Source organism: Winogradskyella vidalii (genome assembly GCF_013403955.1).
Classification (GTDB): Bacteria; Bacteroidota; Bacteroidia; order Flavobacteriales; family Flavobacteriaceae; genus Winogradskyella; species Winogradskyella vidalii.
Genome location: NZ_JABFDG010000005.1, coordinates 206,101 through 222,233, shown reverse-complemented (window position 1 = coordinate 222,233; position 16,133 = coordinate 206,101). Strand labels below are relative to the sequence as shown.

The 16,133-nt window shown below is 32.6% G+C and carries 14 protein-coding genes; 6 read left to right on the top strand and 8 right to left on the bottom strand.

Annotated features, from left to right (window positions below; all coding sequences use genetic code 11):
* Window positions 1-77 precede the first annotated feature (77 nt).
* Entirely contained in the window at window positions 78-536 is a 459-nt protein-coding gene (bcp, locus tag HM982_RS12990) for a thioredoxin-dependent thiol peroxidase (RefSeq protein ID WP_179353676.1), read from the bottom strand.
* A 44-nt stretch (window positions 537-580) separates the two neighbouring features.
* On the opposite strand from bcp, the gene HM982_RS12985 reads away from it, so the two are divergent.
* On the top strand, window positions 581-1,237 hold the full coding sequence (locus HM982_RS12985; RefSeq protein WP_179353675.1) for an endonuclease III domain-containing protein: 657 nt from the start codon (window positions 581-583) through the stop codon (window positions 1,235-1,237).
* A 52-nt stretch (window positions 1,238-1,289) separates the two neighbouring features.
* The gene (locus tag HM982_RS12980) at window positions 1,290-1,841 is read left to right on the top strand and encodes a hypothetical protein (protein ID WP_179353674.1); all 552 of its coding nucleotides are present in this window, start codon (window positions 1,290-1,292) and stop codon (window positions 1,839-1,841) included.
* Window positions 1,842-1,884: 43 nt separating this feature from the next.
* Here the strand turns inward: HM982_RS12980 and HM982_RS12975 are convergent, their stop codons facing one another.
* Together HM982_RS12975 and HM982_RS12970 are read right to left on the bottom strand one after the other, a co-directional pair.
* Complete coding sequence (locus HM982_RS12975) at window positions 1,885-2,028, bottom strand: hypothetical protein (RefSeq protein WP_179353673.1); 144 nt, start codon at window positions 2,026-2,028, stop codon at window positions 1,885-1,887.
* 57 nt (window positions 2,029-2,085) lie between these two features.
* Window positions 2,086-2,670, bottom strand: a complete 585-nt coding sequence (locus HM982_RS12970; protein ID WP_179353672.1) for an RNA polymerase sigma factor — start codon at window positions 2,668-2,670, stop codon at window positions 2,086-2,088.
* Between the two features lie 416 nt (window positions 2,671-3,086).
* On the opposite strand from HM982_RS12970, the gene uvrA reads away from it, so the two are divergent.
* Together uvrA and HM982_RS12960 are read left to right on the top strand one after the other, a co-directional pair.
* Entirely contained in the window at window positions 3,087-5,876 is a 2,790-nt protein-coding gene (gene uvrA, locus HM982_RS12965) for an excinuclease ABC subunit UvrA (RefSeq protein ID WP_179353671.1), read from the top strand.
* Between the two features lies 1 nt (window position 5,877).
* Window positions 5,878-6,540: a hypothetical protein gene (locus tag HM982_RS12960; protein ID WP_179353670.1), complete on the top strand. Its 663-nt coding sequence runs from the start codon at window positions 5,878-5,880 to the stop codon at window positions 6,538-6,540.
* On the opposite strand, the gene HM982_RS12955 is transcribed toward HM982_RS12960, so the two are convergent.
* Complete coding sequence (locus HM982_RS12955) at window positions 6,537-7,616, bottom strand: DUF3667 domain-containing protein (RefSeq protein ID WP_179353669.1); 1,080 nt, start codon at window positions 7,614-7,616, stop codon at window positions 6,537-6,539. The genes HM982_RS12960 and HM982_RS12955 overlap by 4 nt on opposite strands.
* 191 nt (window positions 7,617-7,807) lie before the next feature.
* On the opposite strand from HM982_RS12955, the gene HM982_RS12950 reads away from it, so the two are divergent.
* Window positions 7,808-9,040, top strand: coding sequence for a hypothetical protein (locus HM982_RS12950; protein ID WP_179353668.1), 1,233 nt, complete (start codon window positions 7,808-7,810; stop codon window positions 9,038-9,040).
* A 95-nt stretch (window positions 9,041-9,135) separates the two neighbouring features.
* Here HM982_RS12950 and HM982_RS12945 read toward each other — a convergent pair whose 3' ends face one another.
* From HM982_RS12945 to HM982_RS12930, 4 genes are all read right to left on the bottom strand, one after another.
* The gene (locus HM982_RS12945) at window positions 9,136-10,596 is read right to left on the bottom strand and encodes an oligosaccharide flippase family protein (protein ID WP_179353667.1); all 1,461 of its coding nucleotides are present in this window, start codon (window positions 10,594-10,596) and stop codon (window positions 9,136-9,138) included.
* Window positions 10,597-10,788: 192 nt separating this feature from the next.
* Complete coding sequence (locus HM982_RS12940; protein WP_179353666.1) at window positions 10,789-12,084, bottom strand: glycosyltransferase; 1,296 nt, start codon at window positions 12,082-12,084, stop codon at window positions 10,789-10,791.
* A 76-nt stretch (window positions 12,085-12,160) separates the two neighbouring features.
* The gene (locus HM982_RS12935) at window positions 12,161-14,623 is read right to left on the bottom strand and encodes a YfhO family protein (protein ID WP_179353665.1); all 2,463 of its coding nucleotides are present in this window, start codon (window positions 14,621-14,623) and stop codon (window positions 12,161-12,163) included.
* 96 nt (window positions 14,624-14,719) lie between these two features.
* Window positions 14,720-14,995 (bottom strand): DUF4834 family protein, encoded by a 276-nt coding sequence (locus HM982_RS12930; protein WP_179353664.1) that lies wholly within the window; start codon window positions 14,993-14,995, stop codon window positions 14,720-14,722.
* A gap of 162 nt (window positions 14,996-15,157) precedes the next feature.
* Between HM982_RS12930 and HM982_RS12925 the strand changes: the two genes are divergently transcribed.
* On the top strand, window positions 15,158-16,123 hold the full coding sequence (locus HM982_RS12925; RefSeq protein WP_179353663.1) for a transporter: 966 nt from the start codon (window positions 15,158-15,160) through the stop codon (window positions 16,121-16,123).
* The last annotated feature ends 10 nt before the right edge of the window (window positions 16,124-16,133 follow it).

The window sequence follows — 16,133 nt, the reverse complement described above, 5'->3', positions numbered from 1 at the left end:
ACTCAAAATAATATAAAAAAAAGCGACCTTTAAAAACATCATTTAAAGGTCGCTTTTTCTTTTACTAAAAAGAAGGACTATTGTTCCGTTAATATCTGATCGGTATGTGCTTTCGTTTTCACCTTAGTGATGACATCTTCTAATATACCATTCTCATCAATTACAAAAGTGCTTCTATGAATCCCTTCATATTCTTTACCCATAAATTTCTTAGGTCCCCAAACGCCAAAGGCTTCAATAACAGCTTTATCTTCGTCGGCTAATAATGGATATTGAAATCCGTATTTCGTTTTAAAATTAGTTTGTCTTTTAGCACTATCTGCACTCACGCCTAAAATTTCGTAACCTTTAGCTTTAAAACGCTCGTAATTATCATTTAAGTTGCAAGCTTCTGCTGTGCAACCTGGTGTGCTCGCTTTTGGATAAAAGAAAACCACTAATTTTTTGCCTTTATAATCCGATAAAGAAATGGTGTTTCCTTGTTCGTCTAATGCTGAAAAATCTGGTGCCTTATCGCCTACTTTTAAGTGTGTCATAATTGTGTAAATTTGTATATCGTATCGAATCGTAAAAATACAAAATGACTAAGCAAGAAAAAGTAAATTTCGTTATAAATACATTATATAAGTTATATCCTGAAATTCCAATACCATTAGATCACAAAGACCCTTACACCTTGTTAATTGCTGTTTTAATGTCCGCACAAAGCACAGACGTACGTGTGAATCAAATTACCCCTTTGTTGTTTGAGCGTGCAGATAATCCTTATGATATGATTAAACTGAGTGTAGAGGAAATTCGGGAGATTATTAAGCCCGTTGGTTTATCGCCTATGAAAAGTAAAGGTATTTATGGCTTATCTCAGATTTTAATTGACAAACATAATGGTGAAGTGCCAAGAACTTATGAAGCTTTAGAAGAATTACCTGCAGTTGGTCATAAAACAGCTGCTGTTGTTTTGTCGCAAGCCTTTGGTATTCCAGCATTTCCCGTAGACACCCACATTCATCGTTTAATGTATCGTTGGAATTTAACCAACGGTAAAAATGTAGTACAAACAGAAAAAGATGCCAAACGCTTATTCCCTGAAGAACTTTGGAATGATCTCCACCTTCAAATTATTTGGTACGGACGTCAATATTCGCCTGCTCGTGGCTGGGATTTAGAAAAAGATATCATCACAAAAACTATTGGTAGAAAATCGGTTTTAGAAGCTTATTATAAAAAGAAGAAATAAGCGCAGTTGTCTTGGTATAATTATTGATACTGTTTTTCTAAACCATCAATCCATGAAAAAACTTATCTTAATCGCTATTATAACGACGTTATCGTCTTGTATCCCTGTTAAAATTGCGCCTAAATTTAAAAATCAAGATTATAAAATTATTCAAGCTAAGAAGTTTCAAAAAGATATGCCAAGAGAAACATCTTTTATCTTTAAAGACCCCAAAGAAGCCAATGAATTCTATAATTATATTAACAAGAAATTCAGATTAAATCATGTCGATGTTGGTGTCAACGTGCCTTTTCAAATTAAAGGTCAAACGCTTTATTTATCGTATTATGAAGCTAACAGAGAGGACCAAACATTTAATCTACCTTTAGTGGTAACCGATGAAGTATTAGAAAAAAAAGCCGGCTTAAAAGTATTTGAAAACAATTATACAAGTAGAAAAGGTCACTGGTATATTGTTTTAACCATTTTTGATGAAGACATTAATAATTGCCTAAGCGATAAGCATCCTTTAAAAGACGAAACAACAGCGTATTTAAAAACATTAAAAGAAGAATACCTTACGACCCAAAATTACGAGGAACTTCTTTTTACAAAAAAATCCTAATGTAAATACATTAGGATGTTAATACAATAATATCATTATTAAATTAATTTAAAAGTGCTTCAAACTTCAATTTATTATACTTTAAAACACGCAAAGCTTTAGAGTAATTTAAGAGGAAATTTACCGTTTCATCTTTAGGTAAAAGATTTTCATTTTTTGGGGAAGCCTTAGGGTAGATTTTTGCCATTTCAATAATTTTAAAGTTTATATATAGCAAAAACGTAACTAAATTTCTTTTATTGCATCAATTTGTTAAAACAATGTTATTTTGTTCTATTACCTTACGCATATTAATGAGTGCATAGCGCATTCTTCCTAAAGCAGTATTAATACTCACGCCTGTTCGCTCTGAAATTTCCTTAAAACTCATATCCTGGTACATACGCATTACCAATACCTGTTTTTGGTCCTCAGGTAACTCTTCAATAATACGTCTAACATCAGATTCTACTTGATCTTTTATGATTGCCTTTTCTGCATTTAAGCTAGAGTCACTCAATACCGAAAAAATACTAAATTCACCAGCATTATCAAATTTTGGCATTCGTTTATTTTTTCTGAAGTAATCAATCACCAAATTATGAGCGATACGCATTACCCACGGTAAAAATTTACCTTCTTCATTATATTTTCCACGTTTTAAAGTTCGAATAACTTTAATAAAAGTATCTTGAAAAACATCTTCGGTAACATCTCGGTCATAAACCTTAGAGTAAATAAAACTATAAATTTTTTGCTTGTGCCTTTCTATAAGTATTGAAAGTGCATTTTCATTTCCATCTAAGTAGTTGCTAACCAACTCGGCGTCTTGGATAAGTTCTTTTTTCATAATAATTACTTTAAGCCTAGTAGTTGCCTACTAAGTTTGGGGTTAAAAGCTGTTTTTTAAAGTAATCTTATGCTATAAGCAGTGGTTTTAGAGAATGATTTAGTTTCAAATATAACAACAATCATTCCGAATAAACAAAAAATAACTGCTAAATTTTACGCCTTATCGGATAAAAAACAACTTTAATAGATTAATATTCTCATATAATAGACCAATTTGCTGTGATATTATAAATACATTGACATTTTTAAATGATTAGTTAATTGATGTGTGACTGAATAAATATATCCTACAATAACTATGGCTGCTCTTACTTTTAAAATTTAGTCTTAATTCTATTTGTGTTAATATTCAACATAGTTTAATCTTTAAAGGCTATATAGTATCTTTGCAAACTTAGATACAGAATAGAACCTATGAATAGTACCGTTTTAGACGTTAATCCAAAAGAAAACATCATTATTAAAGGAGCAAAGCTCCACAATCTCAAAAATATTGATGTTGTAATTCCTAGAAACAAATTAGTTGTCATTACGGGATTATCTGGTTCTGGAAAATCGAGTTTAGCCTTCGATACGCTTTATGCCGAAGGACAACGACGTTATGTAGAAAGTTTAAGCAGTTATGCGCGCCAGTTTTTAGGGCGATTAAATAAACCACAAGTCGATTACATTAAAGGTATTGCGCCTGCAATTGCTATAGAGCAAAAGGTAAATTCTACAAATCCAAGATCAACCGTAGGTACAACAACGGAAATTTACGACTATCTAAAATTATTATTTGCACGTATAGGTAAAACCTACTCCCCTATTTCTGGAAATGAAGTAAAAAAACACACCGTATCTGACGTTATTAATTTTATTTCAAAATTCGAAGAACGATCTAAATTACTACTTCTAGCACCTATTATTTTAGAAGAAGGCAGAACGATTGAAAACAAACTTCAAACATTACAGCAACAAGGTTATGCACGTATTAAAGTTAACAAGGAGGTCGTGAGAATTGATGATGCTTTAAATTCTGAAATTAAGCCCAATCAAGAATTATTTTTGGTGGTCGATAGAATTATCTTTAAAAACGATGAAGATTTTCTTAACCGCTTAGCTGATGCTGTAGGCACCGCTTTTTATGAAGGTATTGGTACTTGCGTTGTAGAATCACTCTCCGATAAAAAACAAACCGTATTTAATAATAAGTTTGAAATAGATGGCATGTCGTTTCTAGAACCAAACGCGCATTTATTCAGTTTTAATAATCCTTATGGCGCTTGTCCTAAATGTGAAGGTTATGGTGATGTAATTGGTATTGATAATGATCTAGTAATTCCAAATACCGCATTATCGGTTTATGAAAACGCTATTTTTCCTTGGCGCGGTGAAAGTATGAGCTGGTATAAAGACCAATTGGTTAATAACTCACATCATTTTGATTTTCCTATTCATAAACCTTATTTTCAATTAAGTGATGCTAATAAAGCATTAATATGGAAGGGTAATAAATACTTTGAAGGTTTAAACGACTTTTTTGCAGAGTTAGAATCTAAAGCCTATAAAATTCAGAATAGAGTTATGTTATCGCGTTACCGTGGTAAAACAAAATGTAGTGCTTGCCATGGAAAACGCCTACGCGAAGAGGCTAATTATGTCAAAGTAAATAAGGCAACTATTACCGATTTAGTCGATTTACCAATTGATGAGTTAATTGTGTTTTTTAATCAACTTGAATTAAGTGACAGTGATGCTAAAATCGCCAAACGACTTTTAACGGAAATCAACACACGACTTCAATTTTTATCTAATGTAGGTTTAAGCTACTTAACTTTAAACCGAAAATCGAACTCACTCTCTGGTGGCGAAAGTCAAAGAATTAATTTGGCAACCTCATTAGGTAGTAGCTTAGTAGGTTCTATGTATATTTTAGATGAGCCTAGTATTGGTTTACATCCAAAAGATACTGAACGCCTTATAGAAGTTTTAAAATCATTGCGTGATTTAGGCAATACGGTAATTGTTGTTGAACACGATGAAGACATCATGAAGGCTGCCGATGCCATTATTGATATCGGCCCAGAAGCCGGAACATTAGGAGGAGAAGTTATGGCTGTAGGAAGCTTTAAGGATATCCTTGAAGCAGATACCCTAACCGCTAAATACCTAAATGGTCAACTAGAAATTGAAGTTCCTAAAAAACGAAGAACATCTAAATATGGTGTTGATATTATTGGTGCCCGAGAAAATAATTTACAAAATATCGATGTTAGTATCCCTTTAGAAATGCTAACCGTTATTACAGGGGTTTCAGGAAGTGGTAAAAGTACTTTGGTTAAAAAGATTCTCTTTCCTGCGATACAAAAACAACTCACAGGATTTAGCGATAAAATTGGTCAGGTTTCAGAAATCAAAGGCAATTACAGTAATATAGAACATGTAGAGTTTGTTGATCAAAATCCAATTGGTCGCTCGTCGCGTTCTAATCCGGTAACTTATATTAAAGCATACGATGATATTAGAGCCTTATTCGCCTCTCAAAAATTAAGTAATATTAGAAATTATGCCGCCAAACATTTTAGTTTTAACGTAGATGGTGGACGTTGTGAAACTTGTAAAGGTGAAGGTGAAGTAACCATTGAAATGCAATTTATGGCTGATGTACACCTCACCTGTGATACATGTGGAGGCAAACGCTTTAAAAAAGAAGTTTTAGAGGTTAAGTTTGAAGATAAATCTATTGATGACGTCTTAAATCTTACAATTGATGATGCTATTGATTTCTTTGAAACCCACAAACAAACCAAAATTAAAAACAAACTCCAACCTTTACAAGATGTAGGTTTAGGGTATGTTACTTTAGGACAGTCCTCTTCTACCCTTTCTGGTGGTGAAGCACAACGTATTAAGTTGGCCACATTTTTAGGCAAAGGTAGTAAGCGTGACCATGCCCTTTTTATATTTGATGAACCCACAACCGGACTTCATTTTCACGATATACAAAAACTATTAAAATCATTTAATGCTTTAATTAACAAAGGCCATTCAATTGTAGTGATTGAGCATAATATAGATCTTATAAAATGTGCTGATTATATCATTGATTTAGGTCCTGAAGGTGGAAAACACGGCGGGCAACTTGTTGCTTCTGGTACACCTGAAGAAATTGTTAAAAACAAAAAATCGGTAACAGGAAAATATTTAAAAGATAAATTATAAGATGGAGTTACCTAAAGGGTTTCATAAAGAAGCTATTGAAACTAAAGAAAATTGGACTAACACCAACGACACAATAAAATCTAAAGTTTCAACTTCACCCTTAAAATCTGGTGGTTCAAGTTTTAAAACAAATGTTCTTATTGAGGCATCAAAATCTAAACTCCTTTATAAACCTTCAATTGGCGTGGCACTGTTTAGTTTTATCTTTTTAGCTGTCGGGTTAGGTATAATTTTTATTAGTATTAATCCGCTATTTAACCATAGTTTTGAAAGAAATTCAATTGAATGGTTTTTTATTCTTTTTGGACTAATTTTCGCAAGCGCTGGTGGATTAATGTTTTATTTATTTTATATGCCACGTGTTTTCGATAAGCAATTAGGCGTTTATTACAAAGCTTATCAAGTAGACATTCACAAAATAAAAAAGGATACTGCAAAAAAATACATACCACTAAAATCTATCGTCGCTATTCAAATTATAGGTGAACATATAAAAAGTGGTAAAAGCGCTTACAAAAGTTTTGAACTCAATTTAGTATTAAATGATGCGTCACGCAAAAATGTGATTGATCATGGCAATTTAAAATCTATTATCGTTGATGCCGAAATATTGAGTGAATTTTTAAATATTCCTATTTGGCATGCAGGTTCTACAAATGATTAATAGAATAAAAAAGCGATAAAACCTATAAAGACTATTGCTGTTGGTATAATTATCGATAAGAAGGTAAATGTTGCTATTCCATTTTTTAAGAAGCTTAAAATCCAACCTTGATTATAGAATTTTTTCAATGCTATAAAAAGATACAAATTGGTAGATAGCGCTATTAACCAATCTATATAATCTGGTACATCCCAAATTAAATTAATCCCAAAAATTAAACTTAACACCATAAATAAGTATGAGAAATAGTATAAACTAAATACTAAATGATGCGAATATCTTCCTCTTAAAAAAAATAATAACTTTAATATTAAAGCAAATATGGGAAGCAAAAAGAACAAGGCAATCGGTATAGCATCATAAAAAGTTTTAAGTATATCACCTCCATCTCTAGCTTTATAAAACTTTAAAAGTTGAGAATACAGTTTTGTCATAAACCAACCTGGATTTTCATCAACTCCCATCCTCTTATAAATTTCTTTATCACTGGCATTAGCTTCAATTAAAGAATCTATTTCTTTTTCATTAAACCCAAAATCTACCTTTGGTTTGAGTAGATTATCTTGCTTAACAATAGAGTCAATTTGACTATCCGTCATCCCAGTATATTTCTTGTTTTTTTCTAATACGTCACGTATAGTTGCTTTTTCAATAGAATCTCTAGATTGTGTGGCTGCATCTATTTTTTTTGAATCAATGGTGTCTGGAACTACAGTATAATTTGATTTTAATGTTTTTCTTAATTCATTATTAACCATGTCACGTTGATTACTGGCTGTAAAAGAAAATAACGCAAAGAACAAAATAGTAACAAACAAATACATCTGAGCAGGATGCATATATAATGAACGCTTGCCTTTAATAAATTCTTTGGCTAGAAAACCTGGCTTAAACATTAATGGAATGAAACTCTTAAAAATTCGAGCGTCAACCGAAAAGTAATTATTAATAGTGTTATAGAATAAAACACCAAGGGTTAATTCATCATTTACTTTCTGGCCACAATGCGGACAGAATTTAAATTGAGTATCAAAAGGTTGCTCACAATTTTTACAATTCACTTGGTTGTTGCTCATAGTTAGGTGTTAGTCGGGATTAAAAGTAGTCAATTTTATTTCATATTATATAAATATTAGAAGCCTGAATTTATAAATTGTTACAAGTTGTAATGTATAACAATAATTAAAGTACTGATTACAAGATTGTTATTTTTTTGGCACGTTGTTTGTTTTATACTAAACGAGTTTAATTTTAAAACCCAATTATTATGAAACAGATACTATACATACTTGCAGCATTTGTCGCGATGAGCACTACTGCATTCGGAAACACTAGCACAACTACAGAAGCAGAAGCTTCAATTAATAACTATGCGAGAGGTTATGGTAATTCTTTCATATTTAATGAAGCTGGGATTGAGTTTTCAGTTTTTGCAGATGGTCAATTTGATTTTTATATACCAAATTATGGACCAGATGTAAACGTAAACATTAATTCTCCTGGTTTTTCGTTAAGTTTTAACACGGGTTACAACTACAATCCTTACGTACAGTATGATAGTTATGGTGCTATAATTCAAATCGAAAATACGCCTATTTATTATGATTATTATGGACGTGTAAACCAAATAGGTAATATTCTTATTAACTATAATAGCTTTGGTAGAATCAGCCAAGTTGGAGGACTAAATGTATATTATAGAAATAACGTATTTTATAGATATGATGGATTTATAAATATTTATAACAGAAGTTATGTGTACAGACCATGGCACCGTTTTTATGCGGCACCTCATGCAAACTATGCTATAGTTCATGTAAACCCATACAGACAATATTATACTCCTGTAAGACATATTTATTATAGACCTTATACTAATAATGTGAGACATTATAATATTGGAAGACGCGATAATGGTTATGCAGTTAGAAGAAGTACTACCACAACAAGACGTACTACTAGCTATGCACAAACCCCAAGAAACAGTGCGGAACGAAGTATCAGAACTCGTGCCACTCGAAACAATGCTACAATAGCTAGCACTAGGTCTACACGAACTACTACGACGACCACGACAAGAACAAGCACTAGTCGCGCATCAAATAACGCAGCAACACCAACGCGTACTACAACAAGAGTTTCAACACCAAGTACTAGTAGGACCAACAATACCGTAATTTCGCGTTCTACAACTAGGGTGAGTACACCATCAAGAACAGTAAGAAGTAGCAATACAACGGCTACGAGAAATAATAATTCTAATGTGACCCGAACAACTAATGCTGTGTCTAATAGAAGTACAACAAGAAGTTCTTCGGTAAGACAGCCAACTGCGACGTCTTCTAGAGCTAGTAGAACTTCGACTTCGCAAAACGCAAGACAAAGAAGTACCGCTGTACAAAGTAACAGAAGTTCATCGTCTGTATCAAGCAGATCTAGCGCTAGTAGAGCGAACAACCAAAGCTCTACAAGTTCTAATACAAGACGATCAAGAGGATAAAAGTTTTTTTATGGTTGGTTGGATGTCCCGTATGTTGTGTGCCTCAAAGCACAATACGGGACATTCTTATTTTAGAAGGTCAGAAATATCTCTTTCTACTTCAATTTTAAATACTTTTTTATCTGACTAGAAATATCTTCAGATACTTGTAGCTTATAAATCAGAACAACATAGATGACACCGATTAATCCAGATTTTAAAATAATATTCACAATGGGATGAAAAGGAAATTCCCAAAAATAAAATACAAATAGTAAAGCACTTAATACACCAACAATTTTTACTGAAGCCTTAGAAAAGGGTAGCATATTAAATTTTCGTTTTACAAATATAATTTTGATGGTATTGTAAATAAAAACAGCTAAAAACGTAGCAAAGGCAGAACCTTCAATACCGTAAACAGGAATAAAAAGAGCATTCAGAACTATAGCCATAATAGCCAACAGAACCCCGAAAAATAAAACCATTCTATAATAATCACTATTAAATAAAATTGCATTGTTATTTCCTAAACTATTATCATACAACTTAGCCAAACTCACGATTAATACCACAAAAAGCCCACCTGTAAATTCCTCGGGAAGAATTTCATAAAGTTGATTTATATTCAAAATAATAAGCAAAAAAATAAATCCACTGACCACCAATAACGTCACAGAACTTCGTTTATAAAGGTCTTCTAAAGCAACTTTATCATTTTCATTTAAATATTTAGCTGTCAATGGTAACATAATTTGATGCATCGCCCTTTGTGGAACAGCAATAACAGTCGCGATAAAAATTGCTACACTGTAATAGGCCACTTGTTCAATATCGGGTAACATAAGGCCAATCATAAATTTATCAATATCGAGAATGAGCATTGCTACAGAGCCTGCAATAATCATAAGGCCTGCATATTTTAAAATCGAAAATTGATTCTCTAATTTTTGAAATTTCAACTTTGGGAATCGTACGGAAAACGCGTAGAGTTTCATAATCAACATACGTAAGACATAGACCACAACTAATGCAATAATAAACTGGTCTACCGTTAACATCTCAAAATACACAGCAAAAAGTAAAATCATAATACAAACACGATGGAAAATCTCTTTCATTAGATTCCCAAAAACGGTCTGCATTTGTACCTTAGTCCACGCGAAAAATATTTCAAAATATGCCATTGCAACTGCCAGAACAAGGATATGCCAAACGTAGTTTTCTACAATATCATTTTCGTTAGACAACCAATTTACAAGACTATCATATGCAAAATAGCCTACAAATACAGTAGGTATTATAAACAGAAATGGTAAAAATAACATCAAGCTTAAAAAACTATTAATACTATTTTTCGATTTAAATGTAGAGTAAAATTTTACTATAGCATTGTGAACACCAAAGGCCATAAAAGGCATCATAATATTAGCTGCAGATAGTAAGAAGGCGACTAAACCATAGTATTGGTCCGTTAAAAAATTAGTATAGAGAAATAGGGTATTAATAGCACCAAGGCCAAAACCAAAATAGGTGGTAACAGTGTTTTTAAATGATTGGTTTAATACGATTCCCATAGCGAAGCAAAATACAATTATAAAACATCAAATTTCAAAATGTAGTAAGGAAATTACGTTCCTTAATCTGCAAGGTCTTGGTGACCTTGTAGGTTTTGTTTCTAAATAAAATAATAATTAGATATAAGCCCTATATGGTTTCAACTTCGCTCAGCCACTGATTTAATCTTGTAGTAAATTCAATCCGTTTTATTACGATTGCATGTGCTTAATTAATTTCGCCAATTTCTCTGTCAAGGCTTTTCTACTATACGGCTGCAAACCAATAGCGTTTACTTTTAAATCGTTATTTTGAAACGCTTCAAAATAGCTTAAAAGTTGCGATTTTAATTCCGCTTTCTGTTGATAGTTAAAATAACATCCTGTATTCGTAGATGTTATAATTCGTTCTACATCAGCATCTTTTGGACCTAAAGCTAAAATGGGAGTTTCTGAAATTAAATACTCAAAAACTTTACCTGCAATTATGGCTTTGGTGTCTTCAGAATCTATTTCAATAAGCAATAATAATTGCGATTTCATTTGAAATTGTATCGCTTTATCATGACTTACATAGCCCACAACATCTACATGATTTTTTAATCCATTGTGATGAATAGAGTCTATAACATCGTCACTAACTACACCTATGAGTTGTAGTTTAAAAACATCAGAAAACGCTTTATTTTCTTGAATTAACTCAGATAGTACTTCCCATAAAACAACAGGGTTTCTTTCTGACAATAAAGACCCAATATGCGATAAGGTAAACTGTTTGTCCTTGCCTTCTACCCTAACGTTATGCGTATCGTAACCATTTGTAATTACAGTGATGGGTTGCTGTGTTTTAGTCTGAAATTCGTTTTTAGTATGATGACTTGTAACTATTATTTCATCTGCAGAATTTAAAACAGCTTGTTCTAATTCTAAATGTTTTGCTTTTGAAGCTGCTGTTAGTTTTAAGTCTTTGTGATAGCCAATAGTTGTCCAAGGATCTCTAAAATCGGCTAACCATTTTACACCACACCTGGCTTTTAATTGTAAACCAATGAGATGCAAACTGTGTGGTGGACCTGTGGTAATAATGGTTTCAATTTGATGTTCTTTTATATAATCCAATAAGAACTCAACCGATGGTTTTATCCAATTTTTTCGTGCATCAGGAATAAAATAATTGCCTCTAATGTAAAGCATCGCTTTCTCAATCAGCGATTGTTTTTTAGCTTTTGGAATAACGCCAGAACTTATCTTTTTAGATTTTCCTTTTGAAAATACACTCGCCAATCCATAAGGTTCTCGGATTGGCTGTTTTAATAAGGTTAGTTGTTCCGGTATTTCATTAACCAAACTTTCATCTCTAATAGGATAGTTTGGGTTTTCAGGGCAATACACAATAGGTTCAACGCCAAATTCAGGTAAGTACTTCACGAATTTCAACCAACGTTGCACGCCTGGACCGCCTGCTGGTGGCCAATAATAAGTTATTATGAGTGTTTTTGTTTTGCTCATTTCTGTCATTCCTGCGAAAACAGGAATCTACTTGTTATTTGTAGATTATGGATTCCTGTTAAAACAGGAATAACAATCAGTCGTCCTTCTTTTTAAAAGTATAGAAAACACCTAATAGTAGCAAAATTCCCAAAATAGCCGAACTCGCCAAAGCAATTTTACTTCCGGTTTCTACAACTTGTGGTTCAAACTTAAATTCAATCGTATGATTTCCTTTTGGTAATTCTAATGCTCTCAATACATAATTCACTCTAAAATGAGGCACCAATTCATTATCTATATAGGCATTCCAACCATGATTATAATAAATTTCTGAGAAGACCGCTAAACCATCATTGCTGTTATGAGATTCGTATTTTAAATAATTGGGTTGAAATTCCTTTAACTGAATCGTGGCCGTAGAATCAACTTGATAATTTGTTTTTAAATTATGAGTCGTTTGAAATTCATTATCTAAAACGGCAGTAGTTTTTGTGTTTAGACTATCTAATGCCATTATTTCCTCATTGGCATTAGCAACAACGTTTAACTGAGACACAAACCATGCATTACCATTAGCATCTGTATTAGTGTAAGGAAAAACGGTATTTTGTTCTTCTGCAATGATATATTTAGTGTTAAGCATATTGAGCACATTCATGTTGTTTTTGTACACATGAAAATCTAACAACTCATTCACACGGCCTAATTTAGCGGCACTATACCCCATTAAAGAATTATGAAAATAAGCCGCTTTTGCTGGTTTCTGTTGCCCTTCTGAAGACATATCCATGACTCTAAAATGGCCTTTATCTTTTAAGATTTCTCTGTCGGCTTGATTCGGCTGGTAGGGTTTATCAACTTTTACAGCTGAAATAAAATTATCATTATTAACATATTTTTTATCTACAACAACCAAATCGAAAAGTATCAATACTGCAAAAACAACCACCACTATATTTTCTGATATCTTCTTCTTTAAGAATAGAAAAATCGTTCCTGCTGAAAGTAAAACTAATATTAGAGTTCTTAGTGTGTCTGCTGTCATTAAAGATTTACGGTCTTCAATTATTGCATCAATAAATGGTTGTCCATAAGCTTCAATATATTGGTCATCTCTAAGGCCTTCAAAATCGAATAATGTAGATTTAAAGAGTAAAAATAGTAGCGCTAAACCTCCTGTGATTCCTACCGTATATTTTAGAGCTTTTAACTTCTCTTCATCCTTCTGAAAGTCATTAAACAAACGTACCAAAGCAAAAACACCTAATACCGGAACACATAATTCTAATAATACTTGAATAGAACTTACCGCTCTAAACTTATCGTATAATGGAATAAAGTCAATGAAGAAATTCGTAATAGGATTACTATCTGGTTGAGGGTTTTCAACAAAAAACCAATTTTTACCTAATGATAATACCCATGACAACAATGTTCCACCAACGAGCCACCATTTCAATCGACCTTTAACTAAAAACAAGCCTAATACAAATAGAAAAATGATTACAGCGCCAACATAAGCTGGTGCTTCAACAATAGGTTGGTCACCCCAATACATTGGTGCATTTCGTGAAGCATTTAAAGCATCAATTGGCGAAGCTCCTAAATTGATATAAGCTTTATAGGTTTCAGAATCTTTACCAACATCTTCATAGTTGCCTCCTCCCATAAACTTCGGAATATAAAGGTTGAAGGTTTCTAAAAGACCGTAACTATATTCTGTTATATAATCTCTACTTAAGCCAGAGGTCACCTCTTTTGGTGAGCCATCGGTATTTATAGTTAACTCACTTTTGCCACGTGTACTCTCCTTTACATATTCTTGTGTCGCCATTAAACTTGTGGCGTTTAAACCAATTGCAATTATAGCCGCAACAACTAATAAACCTACAGATTTAAAAAAATGAGGCCATACTTTTTTCTTGTAGGCATCAACGAGATAGGCCAACCCTAATACTAAAATTAAGAGGAATAGATAATAACTCATTTGCGGATGATTGGCAACAAGTTGCAAGCCAGCCGCAACAGCCGTTAACAAAAATCCGCAAATATATTTTTTTCTAAATGTGAGCACAATTCCCGCCAAAACCATTGGCATGTAAGCAATGGCATGTGCTTTAGAGTTATGACCAACCCCAAGAATAATAATGAGATAGGTGGAAAATCCAAACGCTAATGCGCCTAAAGCTGCGAGTTTAAAATCGACTTTTAAAGACAGTAATAAAATATAAAATCCAATAAAATATAAGAAAAGATAATCTGCAGGCCGCGGTAAAAAACGTAAGGTTAAATCGAGTTGCTTTATGTAATTGTGTGGATATTTTGCCCCCAACTGATAGGTTGGCATACCGCCAAATGCACTATTGGTCCAATACGTTTCTTCACCTGTAGTTTCAGCAAATTCTTTTTGCTGTTCTGCCATACCAATGTAATGCATAATATCACTTTGGTTGATTTTCTTGCCTTCTAAAACAGGACTAAAATAGGCTAATGACAAAACCACAAACCCTATTAAAACTAAGAGATGTGGTAGTAAACGTTTAATGGAAAATGACATGAAAATACTTTAAGTTGAATGATTCTGAAAAGTAGTTATTTTTTTTGAGACATTATGTTTTATGGCCTTTCATATAGCATAAAAAGAAGAAGAAATCTATTCGTCAATTTCTTCGTAATCGATATATTCTCCTACTTTCTCATTAGAAGATTTGTTTTTATTGGGCATTTTATCAATAACCGTTTCTCCTTCTTTCTCTTTTTGTTGCTGTCTTTGTTGATTCTGATTGGGAAAACCTCCAAATTGTTCCCCAAATTTTTCTTCTGCTTTTTTAGCAACAAACCGCATTAATAAAGGGGCAAAAAGACGTGATAAAATCTTAAAGCCAAAGTAAATTAATAAAATAATTAAAATTGTTCTCAGTAATCCCATGATAAACATAATATAATCACCAAAAATACAATTATACACATTTATAATCCGTTATTATTCCTTAAAAAAACTATAAAATATCTATATTTGAATTTGAACTTTTCTCTATTGATTAAATATAACCCCTAATAAAACCTGAAAAGTTCGTTAAACCGATACCTAATGCAAATACTCAAATCCACACTTGTTTTACTTATTTTAATTTCCTTTAATTTTGCTTCTGCTCAGTATACTGAAGTGATCAACTCTAACCGTCCAGGCGTTTCAAAAAGTGCGTTCTCCGTAGGAACAGGTGTTGTACAGTTTGAAGCAGGTGCGTTCTCTGTTAAAGAAGAACATGCACTCGCCAATTATGATGTTTCAGGTTTTGGACTCGATTTTGGCTTACGTTACGGCTTATTTTTTGAGCAATTAGAATTATCTCTAGACGGTATTTATCAAAATGATACCCAAACACTAAACACCAACGGAGCTATTCCAGATGATATAAAACGCTCTAATTTTAAAAACTTTACTTTAGGTGCTAAATATTTAATTTACGACCCCTATAAAAATGCAGGTGATGAAAAACCAAATCTATATAGTTACCATGCGAACAACAAATTTAGCTGGAAATCATTAATACCAGCAGTTTCACTTTACGCAGGTGCAAATTTAGATACCGATGATAATCCTTATACTGCTACAGGTATTCAAGGTTTTAGTCCTAAAGTCATGGTTGCCACACAAAACAACTTTAATGGTGGTTGGGTTTTTGTGATGAATCTAATAATGGATAGAATTGGTACTGATCAGACTGATTTTCAATATGTACTTACGCTTACCCATTCCTTTACACCACAGTGGGTAATATTTGGAGAAACCCAAGGTATAAAAAGTGATTTTTATGCAGATAACATTTTTAGATTTGGAGGTGCTTATCTCTGGACTAAAGATTTTCAATTAGACGCAAATATTGCTTTTAATACAAAAGATACGCCTTCTATATTTAATATTGCTTTTGGCGCTTCATACCGCTTAGATTTTCATAAAGACAAAAAAATTGATAATGGAAATTCGGCTAAAGATCAAGGCAAACGCAAAGCTAGAAGAAATAAGAATAAAAAAGCAACGGAATTTGAGTCTTAAATTATAGATT